The sequence below is a fragment of the Micromonospora sp. NPDC093244 genome (genome assembly GCF_040683695.1).
Classification (GTDB): Bacteria; Actinomycetota; Actinomycetes; order Mycobacteriales; family Micromonosporaceae; genus Micromonospora.
This window is the reverse complement of sequence record NZ_JBFBEO010000001.1, coordinates 961,456-981,384: the sequence shown is the minus strand read 5'-3', so window position 1 is coordinate 981,384 and position 19,929 is coordinate 961,456. Positions and strand designations below refer to the sequence as shown.

The window sequence follows — 19,929 nt, the reverse complement described above, 5'->3', positions numbered from 1 at the left end:
TCGAGCATCGAAAACCGTACTCGTCGTTGCCGCCGGAACCACCGGGGGCCAGGATCGACGCGTTCTCAGTGCTCCAACCAGGGTGGGTACGGCCGTTCGGGTGGCTTTCCGTGGGCACGGATCGTGTCGGAGGTAGCGATGCCGGCGAGGACGACGACGGCGGTGACGGCGGCGGCCAGTGGGGGCAGGAGGGTCATGACGGGCGCGGCGCCGACGAGCGCCAGTGCGCCGATGATCCGGGAGCGGGACACCCTGTTGAACACGGCGTGCTCGACCAGGGACCGGCCGATCAGGAACAGCGTCGGTCCGCCGAGGACGACGAGAATCCACCCGGTGTCGGTGTCGCCGAACGGGTGATCGATCACGATCTCGTATCCGACGGCGACGGCCACGATGCCGACCACCATGAGCACGTGAGCCAGAAAGGCCTCCCGGATGAGACGGGCGGGTTCACCGGATACCCGGATCGCGGCGGGCAACAACTGGCCCGCCCGGAAAAGGTAGACCCGGAACAGCAGGATGGTCGTGACAAATGACACCGCGAACGCGGCCGCGGCCCCACCCTGGCCGAAGGAGGTGTCGCTGTACGCCGAACCCGTCGTCAGAATCAGCTCGCCGAGCGCGATGATGAAGAACTGCCGGTAGCGCTCGGAAAGGTACTCGGCCAGGACGGGCCATTGACGTCGGATGGGCCGGGTCCACGGCGCGGGATAGAACAGCAGAAGCGCCACGCAGTCGATGCCGATCGCGAGCGTCCACAACCACCCGCGTACCGGATCCACCACGATCGCTCCGGCGATCCAGGGCACGGCGGATATCGAGAACCAGAAAAGCACCCCTGCCGCTCGGCGCTGGGCTTCGTGGCCGCGCAGCCACGGCACGATGACCAGCCCACGGACGATGTGGACGGCAACATACGCGCCAGCGAAGGCAAGGGCCCGGTCACCGAACGCCTGCGGCACCGCGACCGCCATCATCGTCGCGCCGAGCATCGCCGCGTAGACAAGCAACTGGAGTTGCGGCCTCCGCGGATCGTAGATGTCGGTGACCCAGGCCGTGACGAACCACAGAACCATGAAGGCCAGCAGCAACAGCAGCGATTCGCCGACTTCGCTGGGGACCATCCGCCGCTCGGTCAGGTCCTCGACCAGCCGGTGCGAGACCCGGTTGAGGGCGAAGACGAACACCAGATCGAAGAAGAGTTCGAGGAGACTCGGTCGCTGCGGTTGCCCCGGTTTACGAAGCAGCGCCGCTGCCCTTGTCGACATGGCCGCCCGATTCTGCCGGTCTCGTCTACTCGGGTATTGGTACCACGGCCGGCGGGGACGTCGAGTCGATACGACGGTCTCCGGAAGGGCCCGGACCGTCGGCACATCGACCGCCGCCTCTCCGGCGTGTCGCGTGACGACATGGCCTGGTCACGGGCGATCCCTTGGGAGCGGTACCAGTCGGGGCCGAAATCCATCCCTCCCTGTCGCTACACTCGCCGCAACCCCGGCACCGCCCGCAGCTTCGGCGGGCGCTGACCCGCATCGAATGGAGACGCCTGTGACCGGTGACAAGGCGGCACCCCCCGGCATCGACCCCAGTATTCCCAGCGTGGCCCGGGTCTACGACTTCTTCCTGGGCGGCAAGGACAACTTCGAGTCCGATCGAAGGGTCGCCGAACACGCCCTGCGGATCACACCTGACGGGCCGGCGGCCGGCCAGGCGAACCGCGCCTTCCTGCGTCGGGTGATTCGCTTCCTCGTCACCGAGGCGGGCATCGACCAGTTCCTCGACATCGGATCGGGGCTGCCCACCCAGGGCAACGTGCACGAGGTCGCCACCGAGCACAACCCGAAGGCCCAGGTCGTGTACGTGGACAACGATCCCATCGTCCTGAGCCACGGGCGCGCCCTGCTCGCCGCGGAGGGCACCGCGACGGTGATCCAGGCGGACATCCGGGCACCACAGGAGATCCTCAACCACCCGGACGTACGTCGGTTCCTCGACTTCGAGCGGCCGGTCGGGCTGCTGCTCTTCGCGATCCTGCACCACCTCGGAGACGACGAGGATCCGCGGGCGGTGGCGGCAGAGTTGATCGACGCGCTGCCCTCTGGCAGCTACGTGGCGATTTCGCACTTCCGCGACCCGGGCGAGCGGGACCCGGAGGGCTCCCGCAAGGCCCGCGAGGTCGAGCGGGTCTTCAACGAGTCGCTGGGCACCGGTCGCTGGCGTACGGACGAGGAGATCGCCTCCTTCGCCGACGGGCTGACGCTGCTGGAGCCGGGCCTGGTGCCGCTGGCCGAGTGGCGTCCGGAGCCGGGTGCGCCCGCCCCGACCCAGACCGACACCTACCACACCTTCGTCGGGCTCCTCGCCCGCAAACCGTAGGCCCCGCCCTGCGGTGAGGCCGTCGGCGGGGACCGCCCCGCCGGCCCTCCCGCCGGCCCGCCCGCCGCTCGACATTTTGCGTGGCACGCATCTTTGCGTGCTACGCAATAGGTGCTAGCGTGGTGGCATGACGGGGTTGCGGGAGCGCAAGAAGGCCGAGACGCGGGCGGCGCTCGGCTGGGCCGCGATCCACCTCACCGTCGAGCGCGGCTACGACAACGTCCGCGTGGAGGACATCGCCGAGGCGGCCGGCGTCTCCCCGCGTACCTTCAACAACTACTTCTCCAGCAAGGCCGAGGCGATCGCCTCCCGCCACCTGGACCGCAGCCTGCGCACCGCTGCCGCGCTGCGCGAACGCCCCGCCGACGAGCCGCTCTGGGCGGCGCTCACCCGGGCCGCGCTGGAGCAGTTCACGCCCGGCCCCGAGGTCGAGGCGATGCCGTCTCCCGGGCACGCCCAGTGGGCGGCAGGCATCCGCACCATGCTCGCCGAGCCCGCGCTACAGGGCGAGCGACTGCGCGCCGTCGCGACGGCCGAGGCCGAACTCGCCGCCGCGGTCGCCGACCGCACCGGCACCGACCTCGCCACCGACATGTATCCGCGACTCGTCGCGGCCGCCGCCAGCGCCGCCGTCACCGTGGCCATGCAGCACTACCTCGACGCCGACCCGCCCACCCCGATCGAGCGCCTCATCACCGACGCCTTCGCCCAGGTCGCCGCCGGCCTTCCGCCGCCGCGCCGCTGAAGCACGCACTCGACGCCGACAGCACCCGCATCCTCAGCCGCGTACACCCCGCGGCGGGCCGGCCGCGCGCCGCCGCCCGCCGTGGCGATGACGCACGTCCGAAAAGGATCACGATCATGATTGATGTCCTCATCGTCGGGGCCGGCCCCAACGGCCTCATGCTCGCCTGCGAACTCGCCCTCGGCGGCGTACACCCGGTCGTCCTCGAACGCCACGCCGCACCCACCGGCGAGCCCCGCGCCAACGGCCTCGTCGGCCAGGTCGTCCGCCTGCTCGACCGACGCGGCCTCTACACACGGCTCACCGGCGAGAGCACCCCGCCGCTCCCCCAGCCCGCCTTCGTCTTCGGGGCGTTCCCGCTGGACCTCACGGTGCTCACGGAGAACCCGCACTACGCGCTCGGGGTGCCACAGGCCCAGCTCGAGGCAGCCCTGGCCGCCCGGGCCGTCGAGCTCGGAGTCGACCTGCGTCGCGGCCACGAGGTCGTCGACCTTGCCCAACGCCCCGACGCGGTCGAGGTCCGACTGGCCGACGGTACGCGGCTCACGTCCCGTTTCCTCGTCGGCGCCGACGGCGGCCACAGCGCGGTGCGCCGCCTCGCCGGCATCGACTTTCCCGGCGTCACCAACGACCGGTCGGTCTCCCGTACCGCCACGGTGACCGTCCCCCCGTCTTTTCTCGATCCCGGGACCGGCGGCCTGCGCGCCCCCGACTACGGCGTCGTCCCGCCGTTCCAGCACACCCGCACCCCGCGCGGCCTGATCGCCTGGGCTCCCTTCCCCGGTCGCCCGGCGATCCTGAGCACGACGGAGTGGCCCGACGCGCCGACGGGCGACGAGGCCCCGATGACCCTGGCGGAGCTACGGGCCAGCGTCGCCCGGGTACTCGGCACCGACATCCCTCTCGGTCCGCCCGACGGCCCCGGACTGCTGCGGCGGCTGACCGCCGGCAACACCCGCATCGCCACCCGCTACCGGGCGGACCGCGTGCTGCTGGTCGGCGACGCCGCGCACGTGCACCCCGCGATCGGCGGCCCCGGCCTCAACCTGGGCCTGCAGGACGCCGCCAACCTGGGTTGGAAGCTCGCCGCCACGGTGCGCGGCCGGGCACCGCAGGACCTGCTCGACACGTACGAGACCGAGCGCCGCCCCGTCGCCGAACGGGTGGTCATGTCCACCCAGGCGCAGTCGGCGCTCATCGGCCCCGGCGACGAGATCACCGGCCTGCGGGAACTCTTCGCCGAACTGTTGCGCATCCCGGAGGTGACCGGGCACATCGCGGCGCTGATGTCGGGCGCGGACGTCCGCTACCCCGCCGACCCCGCCGACCCGCTGGCCGGCCGCTACGCGCCCGACGTGGTCGTGCACGGCGAAAGCGGCAAGGTCCGTCTCGCCGAACTGACCCGCGCCGCCCGTCCGCTGCTGCTGCTGGACTCCACAGGCCCCTACGCCGAGGCGGCCGCGCCCTGGCGGGACCGCGTCGACGTGGTCACCGGATCGCTGGAGGGCACCACCGCGACAGCGATGCTGGTACGCCCCGACTGCTTCGTCGCCTGGTCGGCTGGCGACACCGAGACGCTGCGCGCGTCCCTCACCCGCCACTTCGGCCTTCCACAGTGACCGAGGACATGGCGACCTGCCCGCGCTACCAGGCCCATCTCGCCGACTCGGTGCGGCGCTGACGCGAACGGATTCGCGGCGCTGAGGCGATGCGACCGAGCCCGTCCCGCCGCGCAGGGGCCGACGGGTGTTCCCGCCGGCCCCTGGGGTTGAGGTCACCGTCCGTACAGCTCGAACTCGTAGAGCGAGAACCCGTACGAGGTTGCCCGCTTGACCCCGTACACCCGCACGTAGCGGGCGCTGACCGGCGCGAAGGTGGCGTTGTCGACGCCGCCGTTGCCGGCGGTGGTGGTGAACACAGGCGTCCAGGAGTTGCCGTCGCCGGAGACCTCGATCCGGTACGACGTGGCGTACGCGGATTCCCAGCGCAGCACCGCCCGACTCACCGTGCGGGCCGCGCCGAGGTCGACCCGGAGCCACTGGTTGTCGTTGTAGCTGCTGGCCCACCGGCTGCCGAGGCTGCCGTCGACCGCCTTGTCCGGCGTGTAGCTGGTCAGGAACTGGGTGCTCGACGCGCTCGCCGGGCGTCCCTGGGCCAGGTTGGTGACGGCGTCGCCCCGGCGTGCCGGGAACGAGACGACCTGCTGGTAGGTGGGGCGGTTCTGCCAGGCGATCAGGGGGTGGGTGATGCCGCCGAGGCCGGACTGGGCGATCGAGTCGGCGCACCACTGGTCGCCTGCCCCGCAGGACTTGTCGCCCGGGTAGACGGTGGTCGCCGGCACGGCGGCGGCCTGGCCGAGCGTGTCGGTAAGCGACTGCCGGCACGCGCCGAGGTTGCCGTTGCCGCAGTAGGCGCGGCCCGGTCCACCGGCGACGGGGTCGCCGAGCACGGTACGCAGGTCCTTGTCGACGTAGCCCCACCAGCCGTACTGGAACGACGATCCCTTGTGGGCCTGGCCCTGGGGCGCCCAGCTCACCGCGCCGTCACGCCCGCCGTTCTGGCCGCCCGACGGCGCCTCGTTCACCTCGATGGCGTCGACGAGCGCGCCGTAGAGGTCCGGCCCGAGGCCGGGGCGGAACTCCGCCGAGGCCAGCAGCGGCCACCACGCGTCGAAGATCCGGATGGCGTCGGCGTGCTGGTAGACCTTCGACCCGGGTGCGGTCTCCACCCGCCGGGAGCCGGCCTGCTGCCAGGCCCGCAGCTTGCCGATCGCGTCGGCCAGCGCCGGGTCGGTGACAGGCGCGCTGTCCAGCACCCGCAGCAGGTCGCCGAGGACCTGCTGACCGCGCAGGTCGGTCACCGCCGCGTCCGCCATGATCTTGACGAGGTCGGCGCGGCCGAGCTTGCGCTGGGCGATCGCGGCGCGCACCGGGCCGTCGAGCAACTGACCCCTGTGTACGGAGCCGAAGCTGAAGTTGCCGTCCGCCGCCCCGAAGTCCCGCGCCTGCTTGTTGTTCCAGCTCACGTAGTAGTCCTGGTTCACCGACTGCGGGTGCGCCGACGGCGGGGCGTACGTGGCGTCGTTGGTGTCCGGGTTCCAGCCGACCCACTCGTACGCCGGTTCGGCCTTCGCGGGCAGGTTCGGGTCGGTCGTCGACGACCGGACCGGGTTGGAGCCGGAGTTGTAGTACGCCGCCTCGGTCGAGTTGACGTAGAACCAGTTGAACGCGTAGCCGACGCTCGCCGCGGACGCCTGGAACGCCGCCGCGCTGCCCATCGCCGTCGGGTCGTTGAAGGCCTGGAAGCCGATCGCCGAGTCGGCCTCGTGCCGGTAGGTCGAGCGGAGCTTGGTGAACGCGGTCGGCTGCCCGTTCACCAGGCCCCGGTAGGAGACCAGCCCGTACTTGGTGCGCAGCGCGCGCAGGGTGTACGAGCCGGCCGGGGTGGAGTCGGCGATCGTCGGCGACCAGGAGTTGCGCTGCTCCAGCGCCTCCATGGCGAGGCACTGCCCGTGGTAGAGGTAGCGGTTGGACCGCAGCGTCGGCGCGCTGCCGTCGGTGGTGCACAGCGGCACCGCGTACGTGTCGGTGAGGTCCTGGGAGGCCGAGGTCGCGCTCCACGCGTAGTCCTGTCCCCGACCGAGCAGCACGTAGAGGTTCAGCCCGGCGAACGCGGCGCCGCGTGCGCTGATCCCCGGCCCCTGCAACTCCTGGAGCATCAGCAGTTGCGGGGCGAAGTAGCCGGTCTGCGGGCCGAACACGGCTACCGGATTGCCTGTGGTGGTGTGCCGTCCGGAGACCACCACGGCGTTGGACATGCCGTGCGCGCGCAGGTTGGACAGCCCGCCGATCAGCCCCTCGGTGGTGGTGCTGGTGCCGGTGCGGGCGGCGGCGCCGCCGGTCTGGTCGTACGCGAGCGGCTCGGCGACCACCGAGCCGGCGTCGGGCAGCACCGCGCTCGTCGCGCCGGGCGGCGTCGCACCGTACGGGAAGCTCTGCCCGTCGTGCAGGGTGAGCACGGTCTCCGGGTCGTTCTGCGACCGGAACGCCGCCCACACCCGGTCGCCCTCGGTGGCGCCGTACTTGGCGCGGGCGGCCACCCGGACCAGCGCGGACTGGATCTCGCTGCCGCCGCCTCCGCCGAAGAGCCCGCCGACGACACCGGCGGTGGCGATCAGGTCGGTCATGGTGAAGTGCTTCGGCTTGCCGGCGCCGGCGAGCACGTACTCGCCCGGGTAGTTGTCGTCGGCGATCGACTTGTCGATGTAGGCGTTGATGCCGGCGATGTAGTCGACCACGTCGGTGTAGAGCTGCTGACCCCGCGCGCCCTTGGTGCGCAGCGCGTCCACCTGGGCCTGGAGGTCCGCCTCGGTGTAGGGCGAGTTGGCCCAGACGCTCTGCTCCAGTTCCCGGTTTCCGGGGGCGCCACCGGCGAACGAGGTGACGTTGCCCCGGCCGACGTGCCGCAGCAGGTCCATCACCCAGAGCCGGTCCTGGGCACCGGCGTAGCCGGCGCCGAACATGGTGCCGGCGCGGGTGGTGCCGGTGATGTGCGGGACTCCGGTGGCCTTGTCCCGCACGATCGTGACGTCCGCGCGCGGCGAGACGGTGCTCTCCACCTGCGCGGCGGGTACGCCGAACGAGGCGTCGTTGTAGAAGTGCGCGATCTGTTCGTCGGTCAGCCCGGCGTAGTTGTAGACGAGGTTCGCGTACTCGTCGAGCTGGTCGCTGGAGTGCGCCGGGCGGGTGCCGAGCGCCTGGTGCGCCAGGATGTCGACGAGAGTGGCGTTGCCGTTCTGCCCGGGGGGCAGGATGTCGGAGCACTGGCCGAGGCAGTAGTCGTTTGCGGCGAACGTGCTGGCGGCCAGCGCCGGTGACGGCGGGGTGACGGTCAGGACGCTCGCGGTCAGGGCTGCGGCGGTGAGCGCCGCGAGCCGGGCACGGAGAGCGGGACGGGGCATGGCGATCCTCCGGGGGACGCGGAGTCGGGCCGTTCGGTACGCCCGGCTACCGGTGCCGACGTCTCGCCCTCCGCGCCCGGGCGTTCCACCCGGAGGTGAGAATGACTCATATCTATCTCCGGGCAATGATCGACGCACTGCCGCCGTCCGGGATAGCCGTCGTTCACCAGTCGCCAATGCCGACGTTTCGCCACCTTCCGGCGCGGGGCGGGGGGCGATGTCGTGGCTGACCCCCGAACCTCGGGATCGCCAACCTTCCTGCCTGTAACACAGCCGAAACTACCGGTTGAAAGGCCCGGAATTTTCTGCGAACCTAGGGCCATCGATGAGTGTGAACGCTAACAAGATCATCTGGCTCCTGGAGGCGCCCCACCCCCGACCATCAGGTCCATTCACCACCAGGTGACCACGTCCACCACCTGGAGAGCCCCGCCCGCACCCGCCCCCCGACGAGCGACCCGGCCCACTCATCGCCATCTCGATCTGCTGGTCAGGCACCCTGGGACGACTCGTCTCCGGGAGGGCAGCCGAGGTGGGTCCGTGGTCCGGTCGGGCGGACTCAGCACTGTGGTCGCTGCCATCCGTGCGGGATCCACCCCTCTCGGTCAGCGACGCCACTTCCCATCCACCACTGGAGGATCAGCATGGTTTCCCGGACCCGCTCGACGGGGCGTACCCGACTACGAACACTCATTATTTCCGGAACAGCGGCGATAGTTGCGGCCCTTGTGGTGTCGCTGCTGCCCAACCTCGCCCAGGCCGCCGAGACGACCCTCGGCGCCGCCGCGGCCCAGTCCGGCAGGTACTTCGGCGCCGCCGTCGCCGCCAACAAGCTCAGCGACAGCGCCTACACGACGATCCTGAACCGCGAGTTCAACGCCGTGACGCCCGAGAACGAGATGAAGATCGACGCGACCGAGCCGCAGCAGAACAACTTCACCTTCGGCAACGCGGACCGGATCGTGAACCACGCCCTCTCCCGGGGGTGGAAGGTCCGCGGCCACACCCTGGCCTGGTACTCGCAGCAGCCAGGCTGGATGGAGAGCATGGAGGGCACCGCGCTGCGCAACGCCATGCTGAACCACATCAACCGGGTGGCCGGCTACTACAAGGGCAAGATCTACTCGTGGGACGTGGTGAACGAGGCGTTCGAGGACGGCAACAGCGGCGCCCGTCGTAACTCGAACCTCCAGCGCACCGGCAACGACTGGATCGAGGCGGCGTTCCGTGCCGCGCGGACTGCGGACCCGGACGCGAAGCTCTGCTACAACGACTACAACACCGACAACTGGACCTGGGCCAAGACCCAGGCCGTCTACAACATGGTGCGGGACTTCAAGTCCCGAGGCGTGCCGATCGACTGCGTCGGATTCCAGTCGCACTTCAACGCCAACTCGCCGTACAACAGCAACTACCGCACGACGCTGTCCAGCTTCGCCGCCCTCGGGGTGGACGTGCAGATCACCGAGCTGGACATCGAGGGCTCCGGCACGACCCAGGCCAACACGTACCGCAGCGTGGTCAACGACTGCCTCGCCGTGGCTCGCTGCAACGGGCTCACCGTCTGGGGGGTACGGGACTGCGACTCGTGGCGCTCCGGCGGCACGCCGCTGCTCTTCGACTGCAGCGGCAACAAGAAGGCCGCCTACACGGCGACCCTGGAGGCGCTGAACAGCGCCGGCCCCGGCACCACCCCCACGCCCACCACGCCGGGTCCGACGCCCACCGTCCCGCCCGGCTCGGCAAGTGAGATCGTCGGCACGCAGTCCGGCAGGTGTGTCGACGTGCCCAACGCCTCGACCACAAACGGCACCCGTGTGCAGCTCTACGACTGCAACAAGCAGAGCAACCAGGCCTGGACCTACACGTCCGGCAAACAACTCCAGGTGTACGGGACCATGTGCCTCGACGCGGCAGGCACCGGCAACGGCGCGGCGGTACAGATCTACAGCTGCCACAGTCAGACCAACCAGCAGTGGAACGTCAACTCCAACGGCACCATCAGCAACGTCCAGTCCGGCCGCTGCCTGGACGTCTGGAGCACCACCAACGGCGCACAGATCCAGCTCTACGACTGCAACGGACAGAGCAACCAGCAGTTCCGGCTGGCCTCCCTCGGCGGTGGCACCCAGACGCCCACCCCGACGCCGACCACGCCGCCGCCGACCAGCGGCGCGTGTGACCTGCCCTCGTCGTACCGGTGGTCGTCGACCGGCGCGCTGGCCCAGCCGAGGTCGGGATGGGTGTCGCTGAAGGACTTCACAGTCGCGCCGTACAACGGTCAGCAGCTCGTCTACGCCACCACGCACGACACCGGCACCACGTGGGGCTCGATGAACTTCGGCCTCTTCAGCAACTACTCGCAGATGGGCTCGGCCAGCCAGAACGCGATGAATTCGGCAACCGTCGCGCCGTCGCTGTTCTACTTCGCCCCGCGCAACATCTGGGTTCTGGCCTACCAGTGGGGCGGCACGGCCTTCTCGTACCGGACCTCCAGCGACCCGACCAACCCGAACGGATGGTCATCGGCACAGACGCTGTTCACCGGCAGCATCTCCAACTCCTCGACCGGCCCCATCGACCAGGCGATCATCGGTGACGACCAGAACATGTACCTGTTCTTCGCCGGTGACAACGGTCGGATCTACCGGGCGAGCATGCCGATCGGAAACTTCCCGGGCAGCTTCGGCTCCAACTACACGACGATCATGACCGACTCGACGAACAACCTCTTCGAGGCCGTGCAGGTCTACAAGCTCCAGGGCCTGAACAAGTACCTCATGATCGTCGAAGCGATCGGCTCGAACGGGCGCTACTTCCGCTCGTTCACCGCCAGCAGCCTGGGTGGCACGTGGACGCCCCAGGCCACGTCCGAGAGCAACCCGTTCGCGGGCAAGGCCAACAGCGGTGCCACCTGGACCAACGACATCAGCCACGGTGAGTTGCTGCGGACCAACGCTGACCAGACCATGACCGTCGACGCCTGCAACCTGCAACTGCTCTACCAGGGCCGTTCCCCCAGCTCCGGTGGCGACTACGGGCTCCTGCCGTACCGGCCGGGCCTGTTGACGCTGCAACGCTGACGATCGGAAACCGCCGGGGCGGGCGGGCTCGCGCAGACCGAGTCCGCCCGCCCCGTATCCATCCACCACCAGGAGGTACGACAGTGCCAGGACACGCCAACCCTCCCCCGCCCCCGGCAGACGCCGGCACGGCCCGGGTGTCCCCCCGGCGCCGGAGAGGACTGTTCACGCTCGCCGCGGCCGGGCTCGCCGCCGTGGTCGGGTTGTTCACCATCACCGTGGCGACCGGATCGGCGTCGGCCGCCGACAACCCGTACCAGCGGGGCCCGGACCCGACCCGGACCAGCGTCACCGCGGTCAACGGCCCTTTCGCCAACACCTCGGTAAGCGTCCCCACCGGGTACGGCTTCAACGGCGGCCGGATCTACTACCCGACCGACACCAGCCAGGGCACCTTCGGGGCCATCGCGATCTCGCCGGGCTACACCGCGTTGTTCTCCGCCGAACTGGCCTGGATGGGGCCGTGGCTCGCCTCGCACGGCTTCGTCGTGATCGGCATCGAGACCAACAGCCGCAACGACTTCGACACGGCCCGGGGCACGCAGTTGCTCGCCGCGCTTGACTACCTGACCCAGCAGAGCCCGGTGCGGGACCGGGTCGACCCCAACCGGTTGGCCGTCGCCGGGCACTCCATGGGCGGCGGCGGCGCGCTGAGCGCGGCCATGCGGCGTCCGTCGTTGAAGGCGGTGGTCGGCATCGCGCCCTACTCGCCGTCGTCGAACCTGGCCAACGACCAGGTGCCCACGATGATCTTCGCTGGGCAGGCGGACACGGTCGTCACCCCGTCCTACGCAACAGGCCTGTACAACAGCATCCCGGCCACCACGGAGAGCGTCTACGTGGAGGTCGCCGGCGCGGACCACGGGTTCATGGTCGGACGGTCGAACCCGGTGATGGTCCGCACCATGCTGCCGTTCGTGAAGATGTTCCTCGACAACGACACCCGGTACAGCCAGTTCCTCTGCCCGCTGCTGGACTCCAGTGGCGTGGTCACCTACCGCAGCACGTGCCCGCTGCTGCCCGGGACGCCGACCACCCCGACACCGACGCCAACCACGCCCACACCGACCCCCACCGTCCCGCCGGGCACGGCCAGCGAGATCGTCGGCACCCAGTCCGGCAGGTGCGTCGACGTACCCAACGCCTCCACCACAAACGGCACCCGAGTCCAGCTCTACGACTGCAACAAGCAGCTGAACCAGGCCTGGACCTACACCTCGGGTAAACAACTCCAGGTCTACGGCAACATGTGCCTCGACGCCGCCGGCACCGGCAACGGCGCCGCGGTACAGATCTACAGCTGCCACAGCCAGACCAACCAACAGTGGAACGTCAACTCCAACGGCACCATCAGCAACGTCCAGTCCGGCCGCTGCCTGGACGTCTGGAGCACCACCAACGGCGCACAGATCCAGCTCTACGACTGCCACGGACAGACCAACCAGCAGTTCCGGCTCTCGCGTCTCGCGTAATGATCATTACCGGTCGACGATGACGGGTGGGCGCGGCGTCACGCCGGGCCCACCCGGACCAGACGTACATGCCCACCCGGGCGGGCTCGGCGCCACCGAAGCCGCACTCGTCTCCGGCCTGCTGCTCTACGGGGTGCCGCTGGACGCCGCCGTTGCGGGCACCCTGATCTACCGCCTCGTGACGTTCTGGCTCCCGATCGCGCCGGGTTACCTGGCCCTGCGGCTCCCGACCCGCCGACGGCTGCTGTGACCGCCGACCCGTGGCGAATCGATCGCCCGGTCAGGATCCCTGGCCCGGGTGCAGCAGGACCTTGGTCCAGCCCTGGTCCCGGCGGTCGAAGTGCCCGTACGCCTCGGGTGCCTGGTCCAGGGGCAGCTCGTGGGAGACCAGGAACGACGGCCGCGCCCGGCCGTTGATGATCAGATCGCGCAACTGACGGTTGTAGCGCATCACCGGGCACTGGCCGGTACCCATCCGCTGGCCCTTGGTGAAGAACGTGCCGTACTGCCACCCGATACGGCCCTGCTGCGCCCGCTTGTCGGGGGCGTTCGGGTCCTGCGGCACGTAGACCCCCACCACGCCGATCCCACCGGTGGAGCGGACGACGTCGACCAGGTTGTCCAGCACCATCTCCGGGTGCTCCTCGCCGGAGGGGTCGTGGGCCTGGTACCCGACGGCCTCCACCCCGCAGTCCGCGCCGACGCCGTTCGTGGCGTCCATGATCTGCTCCACCGGGTCACCCTCGGCGAAGTTCACCGGGATGGCCCCGATCTTCTCCGCCATGGCGAGGCGGTCGGATTCCTTGTCGACCACGAAGACCCGGTCGGCGCCCTTGATCAGCGCGCTGTGGGCGGCCATCAGCCCGACCGGACCGGCACCGAACACGGCGACCGTGTCGCCGGGAGCCTGACCGGCCAGTTCGGTGCCGTGCCAGCCGGTGGGAAAGATGTCCGACAGCATCGTGAAGTCGTTCTCGTGCTCGGTGCCCGGCGGCAGGCGCAACAGGTTGAAGTCCGCGTACGGCACCCGCAGGAACTCGGCCTGACCACCGTCGTAGGGACCCATGTTGGCGTAGCCGTACGCCGCGCCGTCCATCCCCTGCATCGGGTTGGTCCGTAGGCAGTAGCTGGTCCAGCCGTGCAGGCAGTTGCGACAGGTGCCGCAGGCGACGTTGAACGGCACCGACACCCGATCACCGACCTTGATCCGGGTGATCGCCGCGCCGACCGACTCGACGATGCCCATGTTCTCGTGACCGAGGATCTTGCCCTCCTCGACCGAGGTGCGGCCCTCGTACATGTGCAGGTCGGAGCCGCAGATGTTCGTGGTGGTGAGACGGACGACCGCGTCGGTCGGCGCCTGGATGCTCGGATCCGGCCGGTCCTCGACGGCGACCTCGTGCGGACCCCGGTAGACGACAGCTTTCACAGCAGACTCCTGATCGGTCGGGAAGCAGGCGGTGGAGCGGGTGCGTCGGGCGCGGGGCGGGGCCGGGTCACACCTCTCGTGCAGGCGTATACCTCACTGTCATATTCGTGACCGTGAGGTATACGCCTCATGGCGGTGACCGCCGCCGGTCTCGCGAGCCGCGACTCCTGGCCGCACCTGATTGCGATGAATTTCCAGCTTCGAGCGAATAGCTTATTTCTTCACCTTTCCATCTGGACGATGGAGAAACCTCCGGACCGGAGATAATTCCTGACTCACCGCTGAGCAGGCCCGGATCGTGCCGTCACTCGGTCGCCCGGGCTGTGCGGACGGTCCTGCTCAGTGTCGCGACGAGGGCGATGAGTGCGAGCCACCCGGCCAGGACGAGCGTCAACGTCGTCGTGCCGAGCAGAGCTATCAACGTGCCACTGGCCATGGTGCCTATCGCGGCGCCTCCGGTGGTGAGGGTCTCGATCGCGCTGGTGACTCGGCCGCGCAGAGCATCGGGCGTGACGGCGAGCCGGTAGGAGTCGAGGGCGACGGTGTAGACCGGCGACACCACCGACTCCGCGAAGGCCACCAGCGAGAGCAGCCACCAGGTCGGTGCCACGGCGTAGAACGGAAAGGCCAACGCTTCAACCCACAGCATCGTGATCGAGAGCGCCCCGAGGGGGAACCGGCGGGCGAGCGTCGGCGCCATGACGCTGCCGAGGAGTGCGCCCGCGCCGGCACTGGCGAACACCGCGCCGACCTGGGTCGGGTTCGCATGCAGCTCCTGGGCCAGAATGATGATCAGCAGATAGCCGGCGCCGTACCGCAGGCTGTCCGCCGCATCGAGCAGGGCCAGCGTCCGGATCACCGGCTTGCGCCACAGCCAGGCCAGACCGCGACCGATGTCGGCCAGCAGCGCTCTCGGAGAGGTCGGTGCCGTGACCCGTACCTGCTGGAAGTCCGTGCGGATCGCCCGCAGGGACGCTGCCGACGCCAGGAACGAGACGACGTTGAACGCGAACGGGAGCATCCGGCTCACGGCGTACGCGGTGCCCGCCACAGCCGCGCCGGCGATGCGCAGTGCGTTGGACATCGCGCCGAGCGTCCCCAGCGCGGCGGGGAGGTCGCGGCTGGGGACGATGTTCGGTAACGCCGAACTGTTCGCCGCCCCGAACACGGTACTGAGCACCCCGTTGAGCACTGCCACGGCGTAGAGCTGCGGCATCCCCAGCGCTCCGAACACGGCGGCGGCGGGGATCGTGGCGGTGAGCGACCCACGGCCGATCTCGCACCAGATCATCGTCGCCTTGCGATCCCACCGGTCGACCAGAGCGCCCGCGAGCAGCCCGAAGACGAGGTGGACCACGGTTTGCAGGCCGAGCAGGATCCCGGCCTGCGTGGAGGATCCGGTCAGGGCGATGACCAGGAGAGGTAGAGCGAGGAACTGGAGCGAGTCGCCCAGCTGCGACACCAGCCGCCCTCCGAGCAACAGTCGGAAGTCGTGCCGGCGCCACAGGGGCTCAGGCAGCGTCGATGTGAAAGTGTCCACTGTGCACTCCGGTCGATGAGTGCGCCTGTCCGGCGCGCCGTCACGGGCTGACCGACACGCAGGCACCGCGAGGCCCGGGGCGTCGCAGGGAATGGGTGCGGAGCACCAGAAACCGCCGAAGAGCGGACAGACTCCACCCGCGTGTCGAAGCGCGACAGCTAAACGTCACAGGGGGTGAACATGAGCCGAGACGGTACGGGGTGCGGCGACCGCCGGCAACACAATTTGTCCGGCCCCGCGCCGGTCTACGGGAGAACGGGCTGCGGACCTGTCGCGGCGGTCAGTGACCCCCGCCCGGGTTCAGGAAGCACGACAGCAGGCGCCGGAACTCGTGCGGGTGTTCGACCGCCGGCACGTGTCCGCATCGGCCGAACACGTGCAGGCGGACATCGGTCAGGTGTTCGAGCAGGGGCTGGGCCGTCGTCGCGAGCGGGGTGACCCGGTCCTCGGCGCCGTGCACGAGCAGCACGGGCGCGCTCACCGCGGCCAGCCTCTGGGCCGAGAGGGTGAGGTCGGCGACCCACCGCGCCCTGGGTGGAGGGAACAACGACGCGTAGGCGGACGCTCCCGCCCGCATCGCAGCCGCCCGCGCGGCGATGGCCGAGTCGGTGACGAGCGCCTGGTCGAGGACAAGACGACTCAGCATGTCCCGTGCCCCGAGCGGGCCGGCGGGGGCAGCCCAGATCGCGTCGAGGTCGGCGGACAGCGGCGCCCCGGGGGCGCCCATCGTCGAGACCGCCACCACACGGGTGACCTGCTCCGGGCGCGCGGCCGCCAACGCGAGCGCCACGGCACCGCCCATGGAGTGACCCACCACGGCGTACTGCTCGACACCGAGAGCGTCCATCAGGCCCGCGGCCTGCTCGGTCCACAGGCCGAGCCCACCGCGAGAGCCCGCCGGGACGGGTGTACGGCCGAACCCGGCCTGGTCGGGAGCCACCAGGTGCCAGGACGTACCCAGCGCCCGCGCGGTCGCCGCCCAGGCGCCGGACCCGGTCGTGCCGGGTCCGGAGCCGTGCAGCATCAGCACCGCAGGCCCGGTGCCGCTCTCCAGAAGGTGGACGGGGGATCCGTCGACCGTGACCGTCCGAGGTGCGCTCACGCCGACGCGGGGTCGACCGACTTCGAGAAGACCTCCATCATCGCCCTGCCGAACTGCGGCATGTCGGGCCACCCCCGGCAGGAGACGAGATTGCCGTCCACGACGTCCGGAGCGTCGATGACCGTCGCGCCCGCGTTCTCCATGTCACCGGTGATCGGGGGGAAGCACGCCGTCTTTCGACCCTTGAGCAGCCCGTACACCGCCGGTACCTGCGCGCCGTGGCACACCAGCGCGATGGGGAGGTTGCGCGCGAAGAAGTGCTCCGTGATGCGCCTGACGTCGGCGTCCACCCGGATCCACTCCGGGGCACGTCCGCCGGGGATGATGAGGGCGTCGTAGCGCTCGACGTCGACCTCGGCCCAGGGCACGTCGACCGGCAGCTTCCGGCCGTTCTTCTCCACGTAGGCGTCGGAGTTGGGGTCGAACTCGTGGATGACCAGTTGCACGTCACGCGTCGTCCGTGACGAGACGTCGACGTCCCAACCGCCCTCCTGCACGCGGTAGTAGGGATACATGGTGTCGAGTTCCTCGGCGGCGTCGCCGGTCAGGAGCAGCGCTCTGGGCACCTGCTTCTCCTCGCATCTGGGGGCGGTGAGGTAGATCCAATCCGATCCGATCCGGTGGGGTTAGCATTCCTCGGGCCTGCCCGCCCGTCAAGACTCGACCGCCACTGGGCGCCCGTCCCCGACCTCGTCGAACAATCGGCGGAAACGCTCGCCGGACCGCAGGATGTGCCGTCGCATCGCGTAGGCGGCGGCGTCGGGGTCCCGCGCGGCGATCGCGGCCACCACGTCCTCGTGCTCGGCCATCGCCAGGTGGGTGACCTGGGTGTCGTGGTGAAGCCGGAAGAGGTGCACATGGCTGTGCAGGCGGGCGAGCGCTTCGCGGATGACCTGGTTCTCCGCGCTCAGGGCGACGAGATCGTGGAAAGCGGCGTCGCGTAGCCCGAAGGCGCCATAGGCCATCAGCCCGTTGCCCCCCTCCAGCTCCGCCATCTCCTCCAGCATCCGTCGCAGACCCGCCACCTGCTCCGGAGATGCGCGTTCGGCGGATCTGCGCGCCGCCGCCGGCTCGAGGAGCAGGCGAACCTCGAGCATGTCCTCGAACCGGTGACGGGTGATCTGGGGAGGGATGCGGTAGCCGGCGTGGGGCACACGTACGACAAGCCCTTCGGCCTCCATGCGGTTCAGCGCGTCCCGGATCGGCGTCTGCGAGACCCCCAGCTCCCGCGCCAGGACGTCGATCGTGACGCGGGAGCCGGGCTCGATCCGGAGCGACATCAGCTGCCCGAGCAGCGTGTCGTACACCTCGTCGGCGAGCCGGCCGCCAGATCGTCCGGGCGGCGTTCCGCCCGTCACGGCCCTACGGCCCCGCGCGATCATCGCTTCGTCGTCCATCGTGACCTGAGGTCCTCTCGTGCGTCCTCGCGAACCCGTTGACATCAGTCACAATGCTGCGGCATGCTGACGCCCCCAGCAGATCGTATAGGAAAAGTGGCGGATGATCTTCATCGGCCACCATCGCGGAACCGCCCGCCGTCGCCACGTCGACCACCTGAAGGACGTCGCCGCGGCAGACGACCCCGTACGTCGCGGCGTACTCGTGACGCCGGTACGTGGGTCGGCCCCGCGACAGCTCGGCAACACGCCTGAACGACCAAGCAACTGCTCGGCGAAGCGCATAGCGAGGCTCCTGGAAGTCCCCAGCCAGAAAGCAGGCGAGAAGATGCGGCATCCACAGCGAATAGGACGAATGTCCACTCCCGGCCGGAAGGTGCGGCTGGCGGCGGCTGCCATGCTGCTGGTCGCCACGACCGCGGCGTGCGGCGACGGCAAGGACGACGACGCGAAGGCGAGCGCCCCCAAGGCGCCGGCTGCGGTCCCGGAACTCAGCAAGGACCCGCTGACCCTCAGCTTCATCTGGTTCGACTGGCCGCCCGCCCAGGCACTGGAGGCCTTCGCCAACGCGGAGTACAAGAAGGAACGGCCGAACGCGACCATCAAGGTCAACACTGTGCCGAACGCGAACTGGCACGACGCCATGTTCACCCAGTTCGCCGCGCGCAAGACCGACTTCGACATCGCGATCCTGGACTCGCAGCACATCGGCGAGGCCGTGACGAACGGCAACATCCTCGACCTCACCGACTTCGTCAAGCAGAACATCGACGTCAACGCCTACAACCCGTACCTCCTGGCGGCCTACGGCCAGTTCCCCCAGGCGGAGACCGGCAAGCGCGACGAGAACGCCAGCCTGTACGGACTCCCGCTGCTCGGCGACACCTGGACGATGATCTACCGCAAGGACCTGATCGGCGACAAGCCGCCGCAGACCTGGGACCAGATGATCTCGGTCGCCGCGAAGTGCCAGGCGGACAACCCAGGCGTGAGCGGACTGGCGTTCCACCAGGCCAACGGCTCCGACGCGGCGGCCGTCACCTACAACACGGTAAACGGCGTCTACGGCGGCAACCTCTGGGACGCCAAGGCACGCAAGATCCAGGGCGTCCTCAACGACGCGGCCGGCCAGGAGGCGATGGACGTCCTGGTCAACAAGATGAAGCCGCTGACCGCCAAGGGCTCCGGCAACTGGTTCATCGACGAGGTGAACGCGGCCGTCGCCCAGGGCAAGGCGTGCATCGCGTTCAACTGGATCGCCGCGAGCGGCGGCCTGCTCGATCCGAAGCAGTCGACACTCGGCACCACCCGTGAGCAGATCCTCGACAAGCTGGGCTTCGCCACCCTGCCGACCCAGAAGACGGACCTGGTCCCGCTCGGCGGCATGGGGATGCACGTGTCGGCCTACTCCGGCGCGGCGAACCAGGCGGAAGCCCTGAACTTCATGAAGTGGTTCGAGCGGGCTGACATCCAGAAGAAGTGGGCCGCCGCCGGTGGCGTGCCATCGCGTACGGACGCGATCCAGTCACCCGAGTTCCTCGACGCCGGCCCGTTCAACAAGGTGTACGCCGACTCGGTTCCGCGAATGCGGGACATGTGGAACGTGCCCGAGTACGCGCGCCTCGTCGACATCGAGAACACCAACGTGAACGCCGCCCTGAACGGCGCGAAGAAGCCGAAGGACGCGCTCGACGACATCGCCAAGGAGCAGCAGGGAGTGCTCGACTCCAGCAACCGCAAGGGCGGCGGCGGGCTGTGAGCGACGTCCCCCTGACGACCGATCACGCCGGGCCTGTGGCGTCAGCGACGCCCCCTGCGCCGGGTC

14 protein-coding genes are annotated in these 19,929 nt (G+C 69.7%); 7 read left to right on the top strand and 7 right to left on the bottom strand.

Going from position 1 to position 19,929, the window contains the following annotated elements; genetic code table 11:
* Positions 1-65: 65 nt before the first annotated feature.
* Positions 66-1,268, bottom strand: coding sequence for a low temperature requirement protein A (locus AB0N27_RS04435; RefSeq protein ID WP_364362998.1), 1,203 nt, complete (start codon positions 1,266-1,268; stop codon positions 66-68).
* A 280-nt stretch (positions 1,269-1,548) separates the two neighbouring features.
* Between AB0N27_RS04435 and AB0N27_RS04430 the strand changes: the two genes are divergently transcribed.
* The 3 genes from AB0N27_RS04430 (at position 1,549) to AB0N27_RS04420 (ending at position 4,740) form a co-directional block, all read left to right on the top strand.
* Positions 1,549-2,376, top strand: a complete 828-nt coding sequence (locus tag AB0N27_RS04430; protein ID WP_364362996.1) for an SAM-dependent methyltransferase — start codon at positions 1,549-1,551, stop codon at positions 2,374-2,376.
* A gap of 127 nt (positions 2,377-2,503) precedes the next feature.
* Positions 2,504-3,121, top strand: coding sequence for a TetR family transcriptional regulator (locus AB0N27_RS04425; RefSeq protein WP_364362994.1), 618 nt, complete (start codon positions 2,504-2,506; stop codon positions 3,119-3,121).
* Between the two features lie 116 nt (positions 3,122-3,237).
* Positions 3,238-4,740: an FAD-dependent monooxygenase gene (locus AB0N27_RS04420; RefSeq protein WP_364362991.1), complete on the top strand. Its 1,503-nt coding sequence runs from the start codon at positions 3,238-3,240 to the stop codon at positions 4,738-4,740.
* A 155-nt stretch (positions 4,741-4,895) separates the two neighbouring features.
* Here the strand turns inward: AB0N27_RS04420 and AB0N27_RS04415 are convergent, their stop codons facing one another.
* Positions 4,896-8,081 carry a penicillin acylase family protein gene (locus AB0N27_RS04415; RefSeq protein WP_364362989.1) on the bottom strand — a complete coding sequence of 1,062 codons (3,186 nt, stop codon included), beginning with the start codon at positions 8,079-8,081 and terminating at the stop codon, positions 4,896-4,898.
* Between the two features lie 737 nt (positions 8,082-8,818).
* On the opposite strand from AB0N27_RS04415, the gene AB0N27_RS04410 reads away from it, so the two are divergent.
* The 3 genes from AB0N27_RS04410 (at position 8,819) to AB0N27_RS04400 (ending at position 12,886) form a co-directional block, all read left to right on the top strand.
* Positions 8,819-11,164: a non-reducing end alpha-L-arabinofuranosidase family hydrolase gene (locus AB0N27_RS04410; RefSeq protein WP_364366059.1), complete on the top strand. Its 2,346-nt coding sequence runs from the start codon at positions 8,819-8,821 to the stop codon at positions 11,162-11,164.
* 83 nt (positions 11,165-11,247) lie between these two features.
* Positions 11,248-12,636, top strand: a complete 1,389-nt coding sequence (locus AB0N27_RS04405; protein WP_364362987.1) for a ricin-type beta-trefoil lectin domain protein — start codon at positions 11,248-11,250, stop codon at positions 12,634-12,636.
* Positions 12,637-12,655: 19 nt separating this feature from the next.
* Positions 12,656-12,886: a lysylphosphatidylglycerol synthase domain-containing protein gene (locus AB0N27_RS04400; protein WP_364362985.1), complete on the top strand. Its 231-nt coding sequence runs from the start codon at positions 12,656-12,658 to the stop codon at positions 12,884-12,886.
* 30 nt (positions 12,887-12,916) lie between these two features.
* Here AB0N27_RS04400 and AB0N27_RS04395 read toward each other — a convergent pair whose 3' ends face one another.
* The 5 genes from AB0N27_RS04395 to AB0N27_RS04375 all read right to left on the bottom strand — a co-directional run bounded on the left by AB0N27_RS04395 (position 12,917) and on the right by AB0N27_RS04375 (position 18,104).
* A complete protein-coding gene (locus AB0N27_RS04395; RefSeq protein WP_364362983.1) occupies positions 12,917-14,065 on the bottom strand; it encodes a glutathione-independent formaldehyde dehydrogenase in 1,149 nt (382 codons plus the stop codon).
* 304 nt (positions 14,066-14,369) lie between these two features.
* The gene (locus AB0N27_RS04390) at positions 14,370-15,605 is read right to left on the bottom strand and encodes an MFS transporter (protein ID WP_364362981.1); all 1,236 of its coding nucleotides are present in this window, start codon (positions 15,603-15,605) and stop codon (positions 14,370-14,372) included.
* Between the two features lie 280 nt (positions 15,606-15,885).
* Entirely contained in the window at positions 15,886-16,707 is an 822-nt protein-coding gene (locus tag AB0N27_RS04385) for an alpha/beta hydrolase (RefSeq protein WP_364362979.1), read from the bottom strand.
* The gene (locus tag AB0N27_RS04380) at positions 16,704-17,273 is read right to left on the bottom strand and encodes a DJ-1/PfpI family protein (protein WP_364362977.1); all 570 of its coding nucleotides are present in this window, start codon (positions 17,271-17,273) and stop codon (positions 16,704-16,706) included. Before AB0N27_RS04380 ends, AB0N27_RS04385 begins: the two co-directional genes overlap by 4 nt.
* An 87-nt stretch (positions 17,274-17,360) precedes the next feature.
* Positions 17,361-18,104, bottom strand: a complete 744-nt coding sequence (locus AB0N27_RS04375) for a GntR family transcriptional regulator (RefSeq protein WP_364362975.1) — start codon at positions 18,102-18,104, stop codon at positions 17,361-17,363.
* A 355-nt stretch (positions 18,105-18,459) separates the two neighbouring features.
* Here AB0N27_RS04375 and AB0N27_RS04370 point away from each other — a divergent pair, with 355 nt between their 5' ends.
* Positions 18,460-19,863, top strand: coding sequence for an extracellular solute-binding protein (locus AB0N27_RS04370; protein ID WP_364362973.1), 1,404 nt, complete (start codon positions 18,460-18,462; stop codon positions 19,861-19,863).
* Positions 19,864-19,929 lie beyond the last annotated feature (66 nt).